Origin of the sequence: Phenylobacterium sp. (genome assembly GCF_035569475.1) — a bacterium.
Taxonomy (GTDB): Bacteria; Pseudomonadota; Alphaproteobacteria; order Caulobacterales; family Caulobacteraceae; genus Phenylobacterium.
The window spans coordinates 1-19,071 of the sequence record NZ_DATMNA010000076.1 but is presented as its reverse complement, the minus strand read 5'-3'; the positions used below and the strand labels follow the sequence as shown (position 1 = coordinate 19,071).

The 19,071-nt window shown below is 71.2% G+C and carries 21 protein-coding genes; 2 read left to right on the top strand and 19 right to left on the bottom strand.

All coding sequences use genetic code 11. The features are described 5' to 3' along the window. Positions 1-20: 20 nt before the first annotated feature. Positions 21-1,058, bottom strand: a complete 1,038-nt coding sequence (locus tag VNW53_RS11395) for an AraC family transcriptional regulator (protein ID WP_325555776.1) — start codon at positions 1,056-1,058, stop codon at positions 21-23. A 140-nt stretch (positions 1,059-1,198) separates the two neighbouring features. On the opposite strand from VNW53_RS11395, the gene VNW53_RS11390 reads away from it, so the two are divergent. After that, positions 1,199-3,139: a PAS domain S-box protein gene (locus VNW53_RS11390; protein WP_325555775.1), complete on the top strand. Its 1,941-nt coding sequence runs from the start codon at positions 1,199-1,201 to the stop codon at positions 3,137-3,139. On the opposite strand, the gene VNW53_RS11385 is transcribed toward VNW53_RS11390, so the two are convergent. The 3 genes from VNW53_RS11385 to VNW53_RS11375 form a co-directional block, all read right to left on the bottom strand. Beyond that, positions 3,112-5,364, bottom strand: coding sequence for an ATP-binding protein (locus VNW53_RS11385; protein WP_325555773.1), 2,253 nt, complete (start codon positions 5,362-5,364; stop codon positions 3,112-3,114). The two genes, VNW53_RS11390 and VNW53_RS11385, sit on opposite strands and share 28 nt — an antisense overlap. Next, on the bottom strand, positions 5,361-5,534 hold the full coding sequence (locus tag VNW53_RS11380; RefSeq protein WP_325555772.1) for a hypothetical protein: 174 nt from the start codon (positions 5,532-5,534) through the stop codon (positions 5,361-5,363). The genes VNW53_RS11385 and VNW53_RS11380 overlap by 4 nt, the downstream gene beginning before the upstream one ends. 103 nt (positions 5,535-5,637) lie before the next feature. Next, positions 5,638-6,183 carry a MarR family transcriptional regulator gene (locus tag VNW53_RS11375; RefSeq protein ID WP_325555771.1) on the bottom strand — a complete coding sequence of 182 codons (546 nt, stop codon included), beginning with the start codon at positions 6,181-6,183 and terminating at the stop codon, positions 5,638-5,640. 139 nt (positions 6,184-6,322) lie between these two features. On the opposite strand from VNW53_RS11375, the gene VNW53_RS11370 reads away from it, so the two are divergent. Next, on the top strand, positions 6,323-6,658 hold the full coding sequence (locus VNW53_RS11370; RefSeq protein WP_325555770.1) for a hypothetical protein: 336 nt from the start codon (positions 6,323-6,325) through the stop codon (positions 6,656-6,658). A 4-nt stretch (positions 6,659-6,662) separates the two neighbouring features. Here the strand turns inward: VNW53_RS11370 and VNW53_RS11365 are convergent, their stop codons facing one another. From VNW53_RS11365 to VNW53_RS11295, 15 genes are all read right to left on the bottom strand, one after another. Next, positions 6,663-7,124, bottom strand: coding sequence for a hypothetical protein (locus tag VNW53_RS11365; RefSeq protein WP_325555769.1), 462 nt, complete (start codon positions 7,122-7,124; stop codon positions 6,663-6,665). Continuing rightward, on the bottom strand, positions 7,121-7,723 hold the full coding sequence (locus VNW53_RS11360; protein ID WP_325555768.1) for a response regulator: 603 nt from the start codon (positions 7,721-7,723) through the stop codon (positions 7,121-7,123). Before VNW53_RS11360 ends, VNW53_RS11365 begins: the two co-directional genes overlap by 4 nt. 2 nt (positions 7,724-7,725) lie before the next feature. After that, on the bottom strand, positions 7,726-8,130 hold the full coding sequence (locus VNW53_RS11355; RefSeq protein ID WP_325555766.1) for a hypothetical protein: 405 nt from the start codon (positions 8,128-8,130) through the stop codon (positions 7,726-7,728). Continuing rightward, positions 8,130-8,702: a chemotaxis protein CheD gene (locus VNW53_RS11350; protein ID WP_325555765.1), complete on the bottom strand. Its 573-nt coding sequence runs from the start codon at positions 8,700-8,702 to the stop codon at positions 8,130-8,132. The genes VNW53_RS11355 and VNW53_RS11350 overlap by 1 nt, the downstream gene beginning before the upstream one ends. Beyond that, positions 8,699-9,088 carry a response regulator gene (locus VNW53_RS11345; protein WP_325555764.1) on the bottom strand — a complete coding sequence of 130 codons (390 nt, stop codon included), beginning with the start codon at positions 9,086-9,088 and terminating at the stop codon, positions 8,699-8,701. Before VNW53_RS11345 ends, VNW53_RS11350 begins: the two co-directional genes overlap by 4 nt. Next, positions 9,088-10,110, bottom strand: coding sequence for a chemotaxis response regulator protein-glutamate methylesterase (locus VNW53_RS11340; RefSeq protein WP_325555763.1), 1,023 nt, complete (start codon positions 10,108-10,110; stop codon positions 9,088-9,090). The genes VNW53_RS11345 and VNW53_RS11340 overlap by 1 nt, the downstream gene beginning before the upstream one ends. Beyond that, complete coding sequence (locus tag VNW53_RS11335) at positions 10,107-10,997, bottom strand: protein-glutamate O-methyltransferase (RefSeq protein WP_325555762.1); 891 nt, start codon at positions 10,995-10,997, stop codon at positions 10,107-10,109. The genes VNW53_RS11340 and VNW53_RS11335 overlap by 4 nt, the downstream gene beginning before the upstream one ends. Beyond that, the gene (locus tag VNW53_RS11330; protein ID WP_325555761.1) at positions 10,994-11,473 is read right to left on the bottom strand and encodes a chemotaxis protein CheW; all 480 of its coding nucleotides are present in this window, start codon (positions 11,471-11,473) and stop codon (positions 10,994-10,996) included. Before VNW53_RS11330 ends, VNW53_RS11335 begins: the two co-directional genes overlap by 4 nt. A 5-nt stretch (positions 11,474-11,478) precedes the next feature. Beyond that, positions 11,479-13,647, bottom strand: a complete 2,169-nt coding sequence (locus tag VNW53_RS11325) for a chemotaxis protein CheA (protein WP_325555759.1) — start codon at positions 13,645-13,647, stop codon at positions 11,479-11,481. A gap of 17 nt (positions 13,648-13,664) precedes the next feature. After that, positions 13,665-14,030, bottom strand: coding sequence for a response regulator (locus VNW53_RS11320; RefSeq protein WP_325555758.1), 366 nt, complete (start codon positions 14,028-14,030; stop codon positions 13,665-13,667). 4 nt (positions 14,031-14,034) lie between these two features. After that, positions 14,035-14,352, bottom strand: a complete 318-nt coding sequence (locus VNW53_RS11315) for an STAS domain-containing protein (protein WP_325555757.1) — start codon at positions 14,350-14,352, stop codon at positions 14,035-14,037. An 8-nt stretch (positions 14,353-14,360) separates the two neighbouring features. Continuing rightward, on the bottom strand, positions 14,361-16,250 hold the full coding sequence (locus VNW53_RS11310; RefSeq protein ID WP_325555756.1) for a methyl-accepting chemotaxis protein: 1,890 nt from the start codon (positions 16,248-16,250) through the stop codon (positions 14,361-14,363). A 234-nt stretch (positions 16,251-16,484) separates the two neighbouring features. Further along, positions 16,485-17,072, bottom strand: a complete 588-nt coding sequence (locus VNW53_RS11305; RefSeq protein ID WP_325555755.1) for an XRE family transcriptional regulator — start codon at positions 17,070-17,072, stop codon at positions 16,485-16,487. Positions 17,073-17,433: 361 nt separating this feature from the next. After that, a complete protein-coding gene (locus VNW53_RS11300) occupies positions 17,434-17,739 on the bottom strand; it encodes a hypothetical protein (RefSeq protein WP_325555753.1) in 306 nt (101 codons plus the stop codon). A 65-nt stretch (positions 17,740-17,804) separates the two neighbouring features. Further along, positions 17,805-19,071: carotenoid oxygenase family protein (locus VNW53_RS11295; RefSeq protein ID WP_325555752.1), on the bottom strand; the 1,267-nt coding region annotated here is incomplete at its 5' end.

Here is a 19,071-nt window from a genome sequence, read left to right as displayed (position 1 = left end):
CCGCCGGCGCGGCGCGGGCTTCAGCCGACGGCGATGGGCGACTCGCCGGCCACCGCGGCGGCCGGGCCGCTCGTCCGCCTGGCGCGGTAGTCGCTGGCCGTGCAGCCGAACTGGCGCCGGAACCAGTGGGCGAAGGCGCTCAGGCTGGAGAAGCCGGCGAGCTCGGCCACGTACTGGAACGAGCGGCCGCTGCGGGTGAGCAGGGCCTCGGAGACCTCGCGGCGCGCGGTGTTCAGCAGGCCCGAGAAGGTCAGTCCCTCGGCGGCCAGGCGCCGATGCAGGGTGCGGCGGTCCATGCCCATCCGCTGGGCCACCCGCTCGACCGTGCAGTCGCCGTTGGGCAGCAGCATGGGGATCATCTCGCGCACCTTGTCGCCGAAGCTCGATCCGCGGCCCTCCGCGATCTGCTCCAGGTAGCGGACCATCTGCCGGGCCAAGGCCGGGTCCGCGCGGCCGATCGGGCGCTCCAGGTCGGCGCGGTCGAACAGCAGGGCCGCGTAGTCCTGCTCGAAACGCGGCGTCACGCCGAACAGCCGGCGATGGACGTCGAGCCTAGCCGGCGCGGCGTGCGGCAGCCAGACCTCCTGCGGGCGCCAGGCCTCGCCCAGCAGGTCGCGCATCACGGTCATGGCGACGCCCAGGCTGAGCTCGGCGCCCTGGCGCGCCATCCAGGCCGGGGCGGCAATGCGCATCAGCGCCAGGTCCCCGGTCTCCTCCAGGTGGAGCGAATAGGCGTCGTTCTGCAGCCAGATGTAGCGCGCCAGTTGCGCCAGAGCCTTGCGCAGGGTCGGCTGCTCGCGCACCGCCAGCGCCAGCGGGCCCAGGTTGGACAGCCGCCGTTTTTCGGCGATGCGCAGGGCGAAGTCCTCCGCGCCCGACCGCTCCGCCGCCAGATCGTACATCAGGCTCAGGGCCCGCGCGGAGACCTTCAGGTCCGGGTCGGTGAAGGCGGCGGCCGGCAGGTTCGCGTCAGCGGCGACCTTATAGGGATCGACACCCAGCAAGAGCGCCAGTTCGACAAAGCCGGTCAACCCGGCCGCGCGGGCGAGATGCGACATGGGGCCCCCTCGGGCGACGCCTCTCCTGAAATGAACCCCCCAATGTCCCCCGAAATCAAGCCCAGCCGCGAGGGGCGCCCGAGATGATCCCGCCGCTTCCCCCCGAAACCGCGCCCCCTGCGCCCATAGGTCACAGCCGCGTGGCCTCGCATTCCGACACCGAGGTGCAGCGGATCCGGGAGCTGTTCGACCAGGCGCCCGGCTGCATGATCGTCTTCACCGGCCCCGACCATGTGGTGCAGATGGCCAACCCGGCGCACCTGGCGTTCACGGGCCTGGAGCCGTCGATCGTCGGCCAGCCGGCGCGCGTCGCCATGCCCCGCGGCTATTCCCGCGGCTTCGGCCGGCTGCTCGATCAGGTCTACGGCAGCGGCCGGCCCCATATGCAGCGGGCCACCAAGCTGCTGATCAACCGCTGCCCCGGCGGCCCCGACGAGGAGGCCTACGCCGACTTCGTGCTGCAGCCGCTGCGCGACGCCCAGGGCGAGGTCTATGGCGTCTTCTGCCAGGGCCACGAGGTCACGGTCGAGAAGCTGGCCGCCGACGAGCTGCGGGCCAGCCGCGAGCAGCTCAAGGCCGCGCTGGAGGCGGCCCAGGCGATCTTCGACAATTCCCACGACATCATCTGCGTGGTCGGCCTCGACGGGTGCTTCCAGCAGGTCAACCGCCACGCCGAGCGGCTGTGGGGCTATCGCCCGGAGGAGATGATCGGCCGCTGCTATCAGGACTTCCTGCATCCGGACGACCGGGCCAGGGGCGCGGAGCTGGCTCGCCAGGTCGGTCGGGGCGTGACGGTGGCGCCGTTCGTCAACCGCCACCTGCACAAGGACGGCACGGTGATCCCGGTGATGTGGTCGGCGGTCCGGTCGGAATCCGAGGACACGGTCATCAGCATCGGCCGCGACATGCGCGAGCACATGGCCGCCGAGGAAAAGCTGCGCCAGGCGCAGAAGATGGAGGCGATCGGCCGCCTGACCGGCGGCATCGCCCACGACTTCAACAACCTGCTGACGGTGGTCATCGGGTCCACCGAGAGCCTGGCCGACGGGCTGGATCAGGCGCCGGAGCTGCGCGCCCTGGCGCGGCTGGCGCTGGACGCGGCGGAGCGCGGCGCGGAGCTGGTAAGCCGGCTGCTGGCCTTCGCGCGCACCCAGCCGCTCGCCCCGCGGGCCGTCGACTGTGCGGGCTTCCTGCGCGACCTGCTGCCGATCCTGCGGCGCACGATCAACAGCCATGTGATCATCGAGGCGCAGGCCGGCGACGAGGCGCTGTTCTGCCTGGCCGACCGCACGCAGCTCACCTCGGCCATGCTCAACCTCTGCATCAACGCCCGCGATTCCATGCCGGGCGGCGGGCGGCTGACCCTGCGCGCCGCCCGCGAGCCGGCCGCGGAGGGCGACGGGGCGGGCTTCGTGGTGCTGTCGGTTGAGGACACCGGCGAGGGCATGTCGCCGCAGACCCGCGGTCAGGCCCTGGAGCCGTTCTTCACCACCAAACCCGAAGGCCAGGGCTCGGGCCTCGGCCTCAGCATGGTGCACGGCTTCGCCAGCCAGTCGGGGGGCCGCCTGGAGATCGACTCCGAGCCGGGCCGTGGCACCCAGGTGCGCATCTACCTGCCGCTGACCGATGCGCCCGGTGACGCGGGTCCCGATGCGGAGGAGGAGGCGGAAAGCGCCGCAGCGCCCGCGGCTCCGCGCCATATCCTGCTGGTCGAGGACGACGACCTGCTGCGCGACCAGGTCCAGCGGCAACTGGCCTCGCTCGGCTGCCGGGTGACCGCCCAGCGCAACGGCCACGACGCCCTGCGCCGGCTGGACGCCTGTCCCGACATCGACCTCCTGATGACCGACATCGTCATGCCCGGCGGCATGAACGGCCGCCAGCTCGCCGATCAGGCGCGGATGCTGAACCCGAACCTGCGCGTGCTGTTCACCTCGGGCCACACCGACGAGCCCTCGATCCGCGCCCTGCGGATGGACGGCCGCGCCGGCTTCCTGGGCAAGCCCTACCGGCGCGCCGACCTGGCGCGCGAGCTGGCCGCGGCGTTCGCCGATCAGCCCGTCGCGGCCATCAGCGGCTGAACCTTCGGGGCGGTCACGGCGCACAGCAGGGCGGCGAACAGGGCCTCCACGCTGATCGGCTTGGAGACCACCTCGGTCATTCCCGCCGCGCGGTAGCTGGCCACCTGGTGGATCATGGCGTTGGCGGTGATCGCGACGATCGGGGTCGGCGCACGGCCCAGTTCGGCCTCCCGGGCCCGGATCCGGCGCGTCGCCGTCGGGCCGTCCATCTGCGGCATCTGCACGTCCATCAGGATGATGTCCCAGTCGGCCGCCTCCCAGGCCGCGACCGCCTCCAGGCCGTTTTCGACAAACGCCGGCTCGATGTCGATCTGGGCGAGCAGGGCTTTCAGCACCATGCGGTTCACCGGATTGTCCTCGGCCGCCAGCACGCGCAGCGGCTTGCCGCTCGGCGTCGACCCCAGGGGCCCGCCGCCGGCCGCCGCCTGACAGGGAGCCATCGGCAGATCGACCGTGAAGGCGCTGCCGCGGCCCGGCAGGCTGCAGGCGCTGATGTCGCCGTCCATGGCCTGCGCCAGCCGGCGGCAGATGGCCAGGCCCAGGCCCGCGCCGCCATAGCGGCGGGTCGCCGAGGAATCCGCCTGGGCGAAGGTCTCGAACAGCGCCGCGATGCGGTCGGGCGCGATCCCGATGCCGGTGTCGCTCACCTCGAGCCGCACCCCGCGCCCAGTGCGGGCCAGGCGAACCTTGACCTCGCCCTCGTGGGTGAACTTGAGGGCGTTGGAGATCAGGTTGCCGAGGATCTGCCGCACGCGCCCGGCGTCGGCCTCGTAGAGCCCGGACGCCGCCGGGTCGAGGTCGAGGACGAAGGCCAGGCCCCGGGAGGCGGCCTCCGCCGAATAGGCCGCATGGACGCTCTCGACCAGGGCGGCAAGGTCGCAGTCCGTGCGCACGATCTCGAGTCCGCCGGCCTCGATCTTGGACAGGTCGAGCAGGTCGTCGACGATGGCGAGCAGGGCCGAACCGCTCTCGCCGATCACCCGCAGCCGCTGGCGTTGCAGCTTGGAGAGCGGGCTCAGCGCCATGGCCTGGGCCATGCCGAGTACGCCGTTCAGGGGCGTGCGGATCTCGTGGCTGATCACCGTGAGGAAGTCGCTCTTGGCGCGGTTGGCGACCTCGGCGGCCTCCAGCGCCTCGCGTTGCTCGCGCGCCGCCCGCCGCGCCTCGGTGACGTCGACATAGGTCGCCATGCACAGGCTCCAGGGCGCACCGGCGCCCGGGGCCACGCGATGGTGGACCTCAACCTCAATTGTCTCGCCATCGGTCCGAACCACTTGGGCCACGAACATGGGTAGGACACCATCTTCGCCTACGCCGTTCAGGGCCTCGAAGAACGCGTCCAGCGAGGCTTCGGTGAAGTTCGGCCGCGTCCCCCTGCCGCCGAACATCGCCTCGGCTGCCTCATTCGCTTCGACCACCTGAATGTGGACGGCGATGTCGTCGACCGAATTGACCATAGCCTTCAGACGATCGCCGAGGCCGGTCGCGGTTGGACCGCCCTCGGCGTGCAGCAGCCGGTAGAGCGACGAGGCGTCGACGCACCGGTGCGCCATCGGGCTGTGGCGGAAGATCATCTGCCAGCGCTGCCGGTCGAGCTGGGCGGCCTGTCCCGCACTCGCCAGGTCGTCGAGGGCGGCCTTCAGCGTCTGGCCGCGGGCGTGGAAGGCGTTGGCCGTGCGCACGATGAAGACCGTGAAGACCACGCTGGCGATCGCCATGACGGGGAGGTCCGCGGCGGCCACCGGATAGCCGGCCAGGCGCGCCAGGACCGGGCCGGCGATCAGCATGGCCGAGGCCGGGCCCACCAGGACCAGGGTCGCCAGGCGCGAGCCGCTGCACATCATCGCGTTGTTGAGGCAGGCCGCGCAGAGCACCAGCACCGCCTCGGCCAGGTGCGCCGGCGTGGGCGGCCGCGACAGCACCAGGGCGCAGGCCGCGAAGCTGACGGCGGAAACCGCATAGCTGGCCGCGACCAGGGCGACGGCCGCCTTCGCGCGGGGCCGATACAGCAGCCATCGGCTGAGCTGGCCGTCGACGACGCCGGCCGTCATCGTCACCGCGGCCCAGAGAGCGACGAAGCGATGATCGCCGCCCAGCCAGCAGAGCAGGCCGACCAGGGTCGCCTGCAAGGTGCGCTGCCAGACATTGCGCGCGCGCCAGGCCAGGACGCGCTCGAACGCGTCGCCCGGCGCCGCCGCGATCGCCCGGAGCAGGGGGGACATCATCTGAGGGATTCCCCCATCAGGGCCACGCGCACCCGCAGCGGCGTGACCCAGCGGTCGCGCCCCTCTTCGGTCGCCGCCTTACCGGTAACCGCCGCGCCGGCGCTGGCGCCGGCCGGGACGAAAGCAACGGCGTTGGTCAGGGCCAGGCGGCGACCCAGGTTGTAGGGCACGAAAGATCTCCCGATGGGCTCGCGCTAAAGCTGCACCATCCGGAATAATCCATCGTTAAAAGTGGGAATTCGTGGGAATCCAGGCGCCGCGAGACGCGCGGGCCTAGCCGTCCGGCAGCGGCGCGGCGTTCCCGAAATTCAGCAGATCCGCGGCCAGGTCGCCACCGCCCGCCAGCTTGAGCAGGGTCTCCTGCAGCACCCGCGTGGCCGCGCGCAGGCGCTCGGCGTCCACCTCGGCCAACACCGTCCGGTTGCGCTCTTTGAGGATCTCGACCGCCTGGGCGTAGACCGTCGCGCCCAGGTCGCTCAAGGCCAGGTTGACCTGGCGCCGGTCGCGGTCGGGGACCGAGCGGTCGACGAGGCCGCGCGCGGCGAGCTGGTCCACCGCCCGGGTGAGCGTGGTGCGCTCAACGGTGCTGTAGCGGGCCAGCGCCGTCATGGTGCAGGATTCCAGCCGCCGGATGATCGCCAGCGAGCGCCATTGCGCGATGTTGAGGCCCACCGGCTCCAGCGCCCGGTCGAAGTAGAGGTCCCGCTGCCGCGCCGCCTGGAACAACAGGTAGAAGAAATACTCCGGCGCGCCCAAGGGGAACTCGCCTTCGGGGTCTACGGAGTTGGGCGGCGGGCCGGGCGGGCGGGCGGCTGACATGGCCGTCGCACTCAAGGCCAATCCCAGGGAATGTGCAAACGGGATATTTTCTAGAAACAATATGTGCAAATGCACATTTTTAGTTTCGATTAACCAGCCACGGCTAAGCCGTCACCAGATCATCCCTAGAGAGACGAGCGTGGTGCGCGAAATCCTGGCCGAGGCCGAACATGACCGCAATGTCCTGCACGGGCTCGACGCCGACCTGCAGGCCTCGCTTGCGCTCAGCCGGGCGACCCTGCGGGCGCTGGCCGCGCTCTCGCCCCTGCTGAACACCGCCGCAGAGGCCGCGCTCGAGGAAGAGGCAACCCGTGCCGCCGAGCGCGCCGCCCCGCAAAGGACGCTCGACATCGTCGAGGAGGCGCGCCTGGGCCTGCAGCACACCCCCGCCGAGGCGCGCATCGCACGCGCCCTTGAGCGCGTCCTGGTCCAGGCCGCGGACGCCCTTCCCTTGCCGGCCGCCCGCGTCGCCTGACCGCCTATTCCGGAGCCGCGAACCTGGCGCGCACCTTGCGCAGGCCGGCCAGCACCGACATCGCCCCGTCGGACCGCCCCGTCGCCAGCAGGCGGATGCCGTCGACGTGCACGTCCACCGCCGACCAGTTGACCGTCTCGCCGTTGCGGAAGCCCTGCAGCAGGTCGCACAGGCTGCACGCCGCTTCTGCGAGGGCGCCCAGCTCGTAGACGCTGGCCACGCCGAAGATCGCGTTGCTGATGTGGTACAGCCGCTCGAGCGTCGCGTGCGCCCCGCCCGCGCGATCGCCGGCCGCGGCCTGGACGAGCTGGTCGGCCTTGGGCGCCAGGGCCGCGACGCACTGCTCGCGCACCGATTCGATGCGTTTCTCGGCGCTGTGCACGGCCTCGTTGATGTTCTTGCCGCCCGGAAGGCGGGCGATCTTGGCCAGCTTGTTCTCAACCTTGAACACACGCGCATCGGTCATCTGAGGGCCGCCTTGGGTTGGAACAGGGCGTCGATTTCGTCCTGTTCGAGATTGGGGGTCTTGGCCGCACCGACCTCGACGGAAAGGTCGTCGTGGCGGCGGCCTTTCATGCCCACGGGCGGTCCGATCGAGCGGATCCGCCGGTCCGGGCCGCAATAGCCCGGCGAGGTCACGAAGGGGCGAGGGTCGGACAACAGCCAGATGATGCGCTGCATCATGACCAGCGGCGGGACCGGCTTTCGCACGACAAAGCTTGCCCCGGCGTCGCGACCCCGGAAGATCTGCGCCGAGGTCGTGTGGCCGGTCACCAGGATGGCCGGCGCCCAGGCGTTGGGCGAGCCGCAGCGGCGCAGCCAGTTGATGAAATCATAGCCGTCGGTGTCGGCAAGCTGGCTGTCCACCACCATCAGGTTCAGTTCGCGCTCGCCCACCATCGTCATGGCCTCGGCGCCCGAGGCGCAGCGGCGCGGGGTATGCACCCCGAAACCGGCGAACATCTGCGCCAGGATCTCCACGCCGTCGGCGTCGCCGCCGACGATCAGCACCTCGGCGGTCGACAGGTTGACACGCTCCTGGCGGCGGAACGGAACGGTCGACATGGCTAGTCCCCGAGGTCCCCGAAGAGCTGGAGTTCACCGACTTCCGCCGCCTCGGCCGCCTCGGCCGGCTCGGCCTGCGCCCCGGACAGCCGGCGGGCCTGCTCGGCAAGCGTCAGGCCCATGACCGCGGCGTGCACGTCGGTCTTCACATGGGTCGGGGCGGAGGCGGCCAGCACGCGCAGGAAGGCGGCCATGCCGTCGAGGCGCTGGCTCAGCAGGTCCATCGCCTGGACCTCGGTGAGGAACGCCGCGTCGGGCGGTCCGAGGTCGGCGGTCAGGCGGGCGACGGACTTCTGCAGCCGGTCGCTGAGGCGCGCCAGGTCGGCCAGCTCGATCGCCGCCAGTTGCAGGGGTTCGGCCAGCGGGCGCAGGGTCGGCCCACTGTGCGTCGGGGAAGGCGAGGCCATCAGAAGAGCTCCAGGGCGCCGGATTGTTCGGTAGGCGGCGGCGCCGCGGCGCGGGGGCGCTCGGCGGCGAAGACGCGGGAGCCGGCGGCCTCCAGCAGCACCTGGCGGGCCCGGCCGCTGACCGGCCAGTACTGGATGCGCCGCGCGCACTGGCCGCGCAGGGACCCGCCCGCCGCCACCAGGCCTTCGTCGCGGACGAAGCGCTCGGCGAAGGCGGCGTTCTGCGAACCCACGTCGGTGAGCCCGTCGATCAGCCGCGCCCCGCCGAACAGCTTGACCTCCAGCCGGTCGCGCCGCGCCCCGCGGCGCAGCAGGGCGTTGACCAGCAGTTCCATCGACTGCACGCCGTAGCGCAGCCCCTCGCCGCCGCTCTCGCCCGGCAGCAGGAAGTGGTTCATGCCGCCGACGCCGGCGACCGGATCGCGCACGCAGGCGGCCACGCAGGAGCCCAGGATCGTGGTCAGCACCACGTCCGCATCGTCGGACACGTGGAACTCACCCTGGATCACATGGACCTTGCGGGGCTCGGCCTGAGCGCGCTCGGCCTCCCAGTCGCCGGCGGCCAGCGTCATGCGAGGACGCCGAAGACCGCCTCGATCTTCTCCTTCAGGGTGGCGACCGTGAAGGGCTTGACCAGGTAGTTGTTGACCCCGAACTGCACGGCGCGCTGGACCAGGTCCTTGTCGGCCCGGCCGGTCAGCATGATGAAGGCCGTCTTCTGGATCGGCGGGTGGGCCCGCACCGCGCGCAGCAGGCCCAGGCCGTCCAGCTTGGGCATGTTGAAGTCGGAAATCACCAGGCCGACCGGCCGGTTCAGCAACTGGCGCAGGCCTTCCTCGCCGTCCACGGCTTCATGGACGGTCTTGAAGCCCAGTTCCTGCAGGCCGCTGCGCACGAGCGAGCGGATGGTCTGTTGGTCGTCGACGACGAGACATGTGATGGTCGCTGCGGCAGGCATCAGCGCGGCCCTTCCCGGTTGGTGAGTTGACGGATCGCCGGCGCGATCTTTTCCAGCGGTAGCTGGCGTTCGACGGCGCCGATTTCGAAGGCGGCCTTGGGCATGCCGTAGACCACGCAGGTGGCTTCGTTCTGCCCGAGGGTCCGGCCGCCGGCTTCGCGGATGGACAGGAGCCCGCGGGCTCCGTCGCGGCCCATGCCGGTCAGTATGACCCCGACGCCGCGGCCCTTGGCGGCGCGCGCCACGGATTCGAACAGGCGGTCGACCGACGGGCAGTGGCCGCTGACCGCCGGGCCGGGGCTCACCCTGCATCGAAGGTGGCTGACCCCGTCGACCTCGAGGTGGCTGTCGCCGCCGGGGGCCAGGAACACCTTGCCGGGCGCCAGGGCGTCGCCGTCGCGCGCCTCGCGCACCTCCGCCCGGCACGCCCGGTTCAGGCGCTCGGCGAAGCTCTTGGTGAAGGTCGCCGGCATGTGCTGGGTGATCACCGTGGGCGCGCAGTTGGCCGGCAGCCGCTCGATGATCGACAACAGGGCCTCGACGCCGCCGGTGGAGGAGCCGATGGCCACCAGATGGTCGCCGGGCGTGAATTGGGCGTCCGGCTCGGCGGCGGCGGCCGCCGCGCGCTGCGCGCGCACCCGCGCCCCGGCGGCGGCGCGCACCTTGTCGGGCAGGGCGTCGAAGGCGCGAGGCGTGGCCGCCGTCGGCTTGGCGACGCAGTCGACCGCGCCCAGCTCCAGGGCCGCCAGCGTCACCTCCGCGCCGCGGGTGGTGAGGGTCGAGACCATCACCACCGGCATGGGCCGCAGCCGCATCACGCGCTCGAGGAAATCGAGGCCGTTCATGTTCGGCATCTCGACGTCCAGGGTGATGACGTCGGGGTTGAGCGCCTTGATGGCGTCGCGCGCCTGCAGCGGATCGGCGGCCTCGCCGACCACCTCGAACTCGGGATCCGTCGACAGGGATGCGGCGATCAACTTGCGCATGGTGGCGCTGTCGTCGACGATCAGGACGCGGATCATCGGGCGAGCTCGCGGGCCAGGCGGTAGGTGGTGATGCCGTCGGGCTCGAAGCAGGCGGCGGCGGGGCCGGCGATGCGTTCCGAGTGGCCGATGTAGAGCCGCCCGCCGCGCGGCAGCAGTGGCGCGAACCGGCTCCACAGGCGCGCCTGGGTCTCGTCGTCGAAATAGATCGCCACGTTGCGGCAGAAGATGGCGTCGAAGCGCCGCTTCATCGGCCAGTCGCCGATCAGGTTCAGCTCGTTGAAGGTGATCAGCGCGCGCGCCTCGTCGGCGATCTGCACCGAACCCGGCCGGGCGGCGAGCGGCGTGGTCCAGCGTCGGCGGTAGTCGTCCGGGATGCCGGTCAGCAGGCTCTCGGCGTAGATCCCGGTGCGGGCGTCGGCGACCACGTTGGGATCGATGTCGGTGGCCAGGATCTTGATGTCGAGATTGGCCGCATCGGGCGCCAGCGACAGGATCGTCATCGCCGCCGAATAGGGCTCCTGCCCGCTCGAACAGGCCGCCGACCACAGCCGCACCTTGCCGCCCGACTTGGCCGCCGCCAGCAGCGGCGGCAGCACCTTGTCGCGCAGGTGCTCGAAGTGATGCGGCTCGCGGAAGAAGCGGGTCACGTTCGTGGTGAGCGCCGCCAGCATCTTCTGCCGCTCGTCGAGCCCGTCGGGGCCGGCGACCAGGGCGCAGTAGTCCTGGAAGTTCGACAGGCCGAGCGCGCGCAGCCGCTTGGCCAGTCGCGAATAGACCAGGGTGGCCTTGGTCTCGTGCAGGGCGATGCCCGCCTCGCCGTGCATCATGGCGGCGATCTTGCGGAAATCGTCCTCCGTGAAGAGGAACTCGCCCTCCACCATCGGCGCGGGCGTCCGGGGCTTCAAGGCGGCTGAGGCGGTCATGCGGCCTCGAGCTCGAGATCGGGCATCACGCGTTCCAGGCCGATCAGGCTGATCATCCGGCCGTCGACGGCCAGCAGGCCGCGGACGAACAGCTTGGCCGTGTCGGAGGCGACGTCGGGCGTCGGCTGGATCACGTCGTCGGTGACGGTGAGGATGTCGGAAACCGCGTCCACGAGCAGGCCCACGACCTGCTGGCCGATCTGGGCGACGATGATCACGTTGCGGTCGGTGGTCTCCGAGGACTCGAAGCCGAGGCGCGCGGCCAGGTCGACGATCGGCAGCACGGCGCCGCGCAGGTTGATCACCCCGCGGACGAAGGGCGGGGCTTGCGGCAGGGCGGTGGCCGCGGTCCAGCCGCGGATCTCGCGGACGGCCATGATGTCGACGCAGAACTCCTGGGCGCCGATCCGGAAGGAGATCAGCTCGCGCAAACCGCCCGCCTGGGCGCCGGCCACGGTGGAATGGGTCTGGGTCATGCTGTTCAGCCTGTCGCCGCGAGGCGCTTCTCAGCGCGGAGAGAGTCGGCGCCGCGGGAGACCGCGACGATGGTGTCGATGTCGAGGATCAGGGCCACGCGCCCGTCGCCCAGGATGGTGGCCGCGGCCACGCCCGGGACCTGCTGGTAGTTGGCCTCCAGCGACTTGATGACCACCTGGCGCTGGCCCTGGATGGCGTCGACCAGCAGGGCCGCGCGCGCGCCGCCCTCGCCCTCGATCAGCAGGGCCACGCCCTGGGTCGCGTCCAGCGGGCCGGCGCGGTAGCCCAGCGCCTGACCCACGTCGATCAGCGGCACGTAGGTGTCGCGGATGGCGATCACCCGGGCCGAGCCGCCCAGGCTGTGCACGTCGCCCGGCTTGGGCAACAGGGTCTCGACGATCGCGGTGATCGGCGCGACCAGGGTCTGGCCCTGGACCGAGACCACCATGCCGTCGAGCACCGCCAGAGTCAGCGGCAGGCTCATGGTGAAGGTCGAGCCCTTGCCGGGGCGCGAGGAGATGGTGATCCGCCCGCCCAGCGCCTGGATCGAGCGGCGCACCACGTCCATGCCCACGCCGCGGCCGGAGATGTCGCTGATCTCGCTGGCCGTGGAGAACCCCGGCATGAAGATCAGGTTGTCGATCTCCTCGTCGTTCAGCGCGGCCTCCGGCGCGATCAGGCCCTTCTCGATAGCGATCGACTTGACCCGCTCGCGGTTGATGCCGCCGCCGTCGTCGGCGACCTCGATGACGATGCGCCCGGAGCGGTGGGCGGCGGCCAGGCGCACCACGCCCTCCGCCGGCTTGCCCGCCGCGGCGCGTTTCTCGGGGCTCTCCAGGCCGTGGTCGATGGCGTTGCGGATCATGTGCGTCAGCGGATCGGCCAGGCGCTCGATGACCGTCTTGTCGACCTCGGTGCCCTCGCCGTCGGTGACCAGGCGGACCGGCTTGCCGGTCATGGCCGCGACCTCGCGGACCAGGCGCGGCATCCGCTGGAAGACGGACTTCACCGGCTGGGCGCGGATCGCCATGACGCTGTCCTGGATCTCGCGGGTGAGCTGCTCCAGCTCGTCCAGGCCCATGGCCACGCCGGAGGCCCGCGCGAAGCCGGCCTCCATGACCCGCTGGGACAGCATGGCCTGGTTGATCACCAGCTCGCCGACCAGGTCGATCAGCCGGTCGACGCGCTCCAGGTCGACGCGAATGGTGGCGCCGGCCTCCGGTTTGCGGGGCTGACCCTGTCCGTCGGGGGGGGATGACGGATCTTGGGGGGTCGCCACGGCAGCCGGGGCCGGCGCGGCCGGCGGAGCCTCGAGCGGCGGCGGGGGGGGATCCGCCACGGCCTGCACCCGCGCCAGGAGGGCGCCGATGTCCAGGGTCTCACCGGTATCTTCAACAAGGGGCGCGGCGTCGTCCGCGCCGGCGGCGGCCAGGCGGCTCACCTCCAGTTCGCAGTCGCCGTCCACGAATTCGAACACCTCGCGCACCGCGGCCTCGTCGGCGGCGCCGGTCAAGGTCACGGTCCAGGCCAGGTAAGCGGCCTCCGGGTCGAGGTCGGCCAGGGCCGGCAGGGCGGAGACGTCCAGCTCCACCGTCGTCTCGCCCAGGCGGGCGAGCTCGCGCAGCAGGAGGGCGGCCTCGTTGGCCTTGGCGTAGAGGTCCGCGCGCGGCGCGAAGCGCACGCGCCAGCCGCCCGCCGCGGGCGGCGCTTCCGGCGCGGCCACGGCCATGGGCTTGAACTCGAAGTCACCCCAATCCTCTTCGGACTCGGCTTCCCCGCCGGCCGCGGCGTTGGGGTCGAGCGCCTTCAGCTCTTCGGCCAACTCGGCGGTGTGGGCCTCGTCGACGGCCGAGCCGTCGTGGGCGGCGCGCACGTGGTCGGCCAGGACGTCGGCGGCCCGCAGCAGGGTCTTCAGCACCTCGTTGGTCGCAGCCAGCCGGCCGGAACGCATCTCGTCCAGCGCGGTCTCGAAGACGTGGGCGAAGCGGACCAGGGCCTCGAGGCTGAAGGCCCCGGCGCCGCCCTTGATCGAATGCACCGCGCGGAAGACGGCGTTGATCGTCTCCGGGTCGGTGTCGCCGGCCTCCATGGCCAGCAGGCCGCTTTCCAGCTCGGCGAGCTGTTCCTCGCACTCCTGGAAGAAGGTCTCGCGAATAGCCGCTAGGGGATCCATGACGGTCTCGTCCCGGCTCAGGCGGCGACGCGGCGGATCGCGTCCACCAGCTTCACGGGGTTGAAGGGCTTGACGATCCAGCCGGTGGCGCCGGCCATCCGCGCGCGGTTCTTCTTCTCGGCGTCGCTCTCGGTGGTCAGCACCAGGATCGGCACGCCGCGGTGCAGCGGGTCGGAACGGACTTCCTCGATGAAGCCGAAGCCGTCCATGCGCGGCATGTTGATGTCGGTGACGATGACCTCGGGGGTCTCCGACGCCAGGACCTCGAGCCCGTGCAGGCCGTCCTCGGCCTGGAGCACGCGGTAGCCCGCCTCGGTCAGCGCCAGGCGCAGCATCTCGCGCATGGTCCGGGAGTCGTCGACGGTGAGAACAGTCATGCTCATGGGGTCAGTCCTGAACAGCGGTGGCGAGGGCGAGGTCATCGAATCCGAGATTTGGGCAGCCCATCAGGGCCGCGGCGTCGGCGAACTCCGGCGAGGGGTCGACCACCCGCCAGGGCAGGCCGTCGCTCGACCAGAGGGCGCGGGCGGCGAGCAGCACCTGCAGGCACTGCGCCCCCAGCCGCTGCACGCCGGAGGCGTCGAGGGTCGCGGGCTTGCCGCGCGCGGCCAGCAGGGCGGCCGCCAGGGGCGCCGCCGCCGTCAGGTCCAGGCTGTCGGCCAGCACCAGCGGGGCGGAATCGGTGTCGTCGGAGGTCGTGGTCATGTCCGGTCCTAGAACTCGTCCCAGCGGTCTTCATCGGCGGCCAGGGCGGCGCCGCCGCGCGGGCCGACCGTCTTCATGGCGGTGACCGTGCGGGGCGGCGGCGGGGTGGGGTGGGCCGCTTGCGCCCTTGGCGGCTCGCCCACGTCGAAGCGGGCGATCAGCCTGGCGAGGGTGTCGGCCTCGCTGGTCAGGGCGTGGGAGGCGGCGGTCGCCTCCTCCACCATGGCGGCGTTCTGCTGGGTCACCTGGTCCATCTGGTTGACCGCGGTGTTGACCTGCTGGAGCCCGGTGGACTGCTCCTCAGCCGAGGCCGCGATCTCGATGACCACCCCGTTGATCTGGGTGACCTGGGTGAGGATGCGCTCCAGCACCTTGCCGGTCTCGCCGACCAGGTTCACGCCGCGGTCCACCTGCTGGCTCGACGCCGAGATCAGCACCTTGATCTCCTTGGCCGCGTCCGCCGAGCGCTGGGCGAGCGCCCGCACCTCGGAGGCGACCACCGCGAAGCCGCGGCCCGCGTCGCCGGCCCGCGCGGCTTCGACGCCGGCGTTCAGGGCCAGGAGGTTGGTCTGGAAGGCGATCTCGTCGATCACCCCGATGATCTGGCTGATCTGCTGGGCGGAGTTCTCGATCTCGCTCATGGCCGCGACCGCGTCGCGCACCACCACGCCGGAGCGTTCCGCATCGGCCCGCGCCGAGCCCACGGCGTCGCGGGCCTGGCCAGCGCCCTCGGCGGTCTTGCGGACGGTCGCGGTGATCTGGTCCAGAGCCGCGGCGGTCTCTTCCAGGCTCGCCGCCTGCTGCTCGGTCCGCCGCGACAGGTTGTCGGAGGCCTGGCTGATCTCGGTGGAGGCCGAGCGCACCCCGGCGGAGTTGGCGGCCACCTCGGAGATCGTCCCCTGCATCCGCTCCATGGCGGCGTTGAAATCGGCGCGCAGCTTCTCGTAGGAGGGCGCGAAGGCTTGGTTCAGGCGGAAGGTCAGCACGCCGCCGGCCAGGCGCTCCAGGCCCCGGGCCAGGCCGTCGACGACCTGGGTCTGCTGCTGGGCGGTGGCGGCGCGCTCGGCCTCGGCGGTCTTGCGCTCGGCCTCGGCCTGCCGCCGCTGCTCGGCGGCCTCGGCTTCCAGGCGCACCTTCTCGATGGCCCCGTCCTTGAAGTGCTGCACCGCGTCGGCCATCCGGCCGACCTCGTCCTTGCGGCCCGCCGCCGGGACGTCCACCGCGTGGTCGCCCGAGGCCAGCTTGCCCATGGCGTCGGTCATCCTGCTGATCGGCGCGGCGATCCCGCGGCTGAGCAGCCAACCCATCAGGATCGAGAGCAGCACGCTCAGGCCCGCGCCGACGCAGAGCGCCGTCGAGGCGAAGTCCTGGCTCGCCGCCTGCTTCCTGGACCAGGCCTTCAGCGCAAGGCCCTCGCGCTCGTTGTAGGCCTTGATCTGGTCGCGGATCTTGAACAGCCGGCCGGTGGTCAGCAGGGACGCCACGGCCTCCGCATGGTGCGCCGGATCGCGGCTGGTCGCGACCTGGGCGTCCTCTTCGGCGTTGGCCAGCGAGCCCGAGGCGCGCATGGCCTGGATCTCGGCCATGTGCTCCGGCGAGATCTGGGCCAGCTCGGTCAGCTTGCCGTCGAAGATCTTCGCCTGCTGGTCGAGCTTCTCGAGATAGGACTTGTCGCCCGTGGCGACGAAGCCGCGCGTGGCGTTCTGGCGCTCGACCATCGACATCAGGATCGCGTCGGCGGTCTGGACCCGGGCGACCCTGGCGTCGTTCTCGCGCACAGCGGTGCGGATGTTCTGCAGGCAGACGAACAGCGCCGCGCACATGATGGCGACGGTCGTGACCACGACCGCGAAGCCGAGGGTCAGCTTCCGGGAGATGTTCAGATTGTTGAGGGTCATCGCGGGTCTCGATCTGCGTCCAGCCGATCTTGGCGGGATCCATGGGAACCTTCCCAGAGACCGCTGAAATATTGGTTAAGACTGGGAATGGTCGGCGGGGATTTTCGCCCGCGCCGGCCCTGGGCGGCGGCGGCCGCGAGGACGGACGCGCAGACCCAGCCGCCCTGGCGGGCGTCGGGCGAATCTCAGAAAATGGGAATTCCCATGCGCCGAGAGCGCGTCAGGGTGGGCAGTCTAGGCTGCGGGCGGCAGGTCGCCGGTGGTGACCAGCAGGACCCGGGCCGGTCCGCCGCGGGCCAGCAGCGCATAGCCCGAGGCGGCGTCGAAATGCACCGCATCGCCGCTCGCCAGGGCCAGGGGCGCGTAGAGGTGGCTGTGGAACTCCACCGCGCCGCCCAGGACCAGGACATAGGCCTCGCCCGGCTGGACCACCGGCGGGCCATGCGCGTCCAGGGTCTCGGCCGTCACCTCCAGGATGGTCGGCGAAAAGCTCTTGGAGAGCAGGTCGGCCGCGGCCGCGCGCCCGCCGGCCGGCCCGACGCGCACCGGCTCGCCCTCGCCCGCCCGGATCACTGCGCGGCGTCCGGAAGGCGCGGCCGCGCCTTCCGCCTCGCGCGTCATCAGGCCTTCGAGGTCGACCTCCAGGGCCCGGCAGAGCCGCATCAGCTTGTCGTAGTTGAGCGCGTTCTGGCCCAGCTCCACCCGCGACAGGGTGGAGATCGGCACGCCGCTCTCCTCGCTGAGCGTCGCCAGGTTCCAGCCGCGCGCGAGCCGAAGTTTGCGGATAGCCGCCCCGGTCTTGTCCGACAGTCGCGACCGCATCCCAGGTGATTCCCAAATCATCGCCGTTCGCGGGAAGTTAGGGCGATTTCCCACAAAGCGCGACAGATTCGCGCAGTCGCCGGTCGCGGGCGATCCCGATGGCGGTAGCCAGGCGGCCGGCCTGCCACCTCATCCGTGGCCGGGCGGCCGGCGCCCCCAAGCCCTAGGCTGAACGCTCGATCATCTCCCCCTCTCGATCGTCATCGCCCCGGTTTGACCGGGCGACCCATGAACAACGATGCGTCGGAAAGGCCCGCTGCGCCGCCGCGCAATGCCCTTCGATACCGAGACCGCGGGTGGCCCGGACAAGCCGGGCCACGACGTAATCAAATAAATTCAATCGGCTGATTGGGTCTTCAACCTAGGCCAGGATATCGAGACGCTGCGCTGGGACCGAGGGCTGAGCCCCCGGCGCCGGCCCCGGCGACGCGCCGGCCAGTGCGCCGCCAAATGTGACCGCCGGCGCGCGGTCGGCGGAGGCCGCATCGCCGGCCGAGACGGGTTTCGGCGTGAGAGTCGAGGGCGCATGGTCCTTGGCGTTGACGCCGAAGGGCCCGTCCTTGGGATGCTGCGGGTCGATGTGCTGTTTGGCGTAGTCGACGTCCGTGCAGTTCTTGCAGGAATAGCCGTTGACCGTGATCGGGCTTGGATAGTTCACCGTGGTCATCGCTCGCCCTCCGATGCGGACCCTTCGCAGGCCCTGCAGACTATTCGACAAGCTGAACCATTCGGTTACGCCGCCGCCTGGGCCTTGCGGATGTCCTCGCCGCCGGCCCAGGTCGCGTGGGCGCCGGACGAGATCCGGTGCGGCAGGCGGATGCGGCACACCGGGCCTGCCGCGATGTCCTTGGCGTCGATCAGCACGCATTCGGAGAGGTCGGCGGCCATGTCTGTGACGAAGCTGACGAGGTAGCCGTCGTCCTCGTCCCGGGCCCCGATCCGCGGCGCGAAAGGGGCCTCCGAGCCGTAGCGGCCCGGGCCGAACTCGAACGTCGACGAGGCGCCGGTCTCCAGATCGTGCTTCACGATGCCGGTGAACAGGAACCAGCCCGGTTTGGCGGTGGTCGAATAGAGGTAGCGGCCCTTGCGGCCGGCGGTCTTCTGGTTGAACGAGCCGAACTCCAGGATGCGGTCGTCGAGCGGCCCCTCGCGGACCTCGCCGGTCGCTAGGTTGAAGCGCCAGCGATAGAGCCTGGGCTTCATCGAATGCTCGTCGAGATAGGCCATCACCTGGCCGAGCCGCGGCCCGTAGCCCTCCAGCGGCGGCGGCTGCGGATCCTCCTGGAAATAGCCGTCGAGGACGATCTCGTCGCCCTCCTCGTAGGCGTTCATCCAGTGCAGGACGAAGCAGGGCTTGGCCTCGAACCAGCGGATGTCCTGCGGGCCGCCGAAGCGCGGCAGGATGGCGAAGCGGGTCGGCAGGTCGCGATAGAACCGCGCGGCGTGGTGGCCCTTCGGCAGCAGTTCGGGGTCCCAGAAGAGCGGCAGGTCCGCCAGGATCGAGAACCGCTCGGTGAACGCCATGTCGTGCGGCAGGCGCGGCCCGGGCAGAGGGATCGGGACGTAGTGCTTCAGCCGGTTGTCGGCGCCCACGACGCCGTAGTGCATGTAGGGCGCGCGCTTCGAGTAGTTGAAGAACAGCAGCTCGCCGGTGGCCTCGTCGACCTTGGCGTGGGCGGAGACGCCTTCGGCGGGGACCCAGGCCTCGGGTCCGTGCTGCTCCAGGCTGTAGGGATCCAGCCGGTAGCCCTCGCCGCACTGGTAGAAGGTCGAGAGAATCTTGCCGGCGTGCACCACGACGTCGGTGGACGAGGCGTCCTTCAGGGACCCTTGCGCGCCCCAGCCCGGCCGCCTGGACTTGGCCGGATGCTCCGCAAGGCCCGCCCACAGGGCCTCGCCCGCCGCCTGCTCGGCCTCGAAGGCCTTGGTGCGGACGAAGCGGTTGCGGTAGCTGGCTTGGCCGTCCCGGAAGGCCATCTGGTGCAGCATCCCGTCGCCG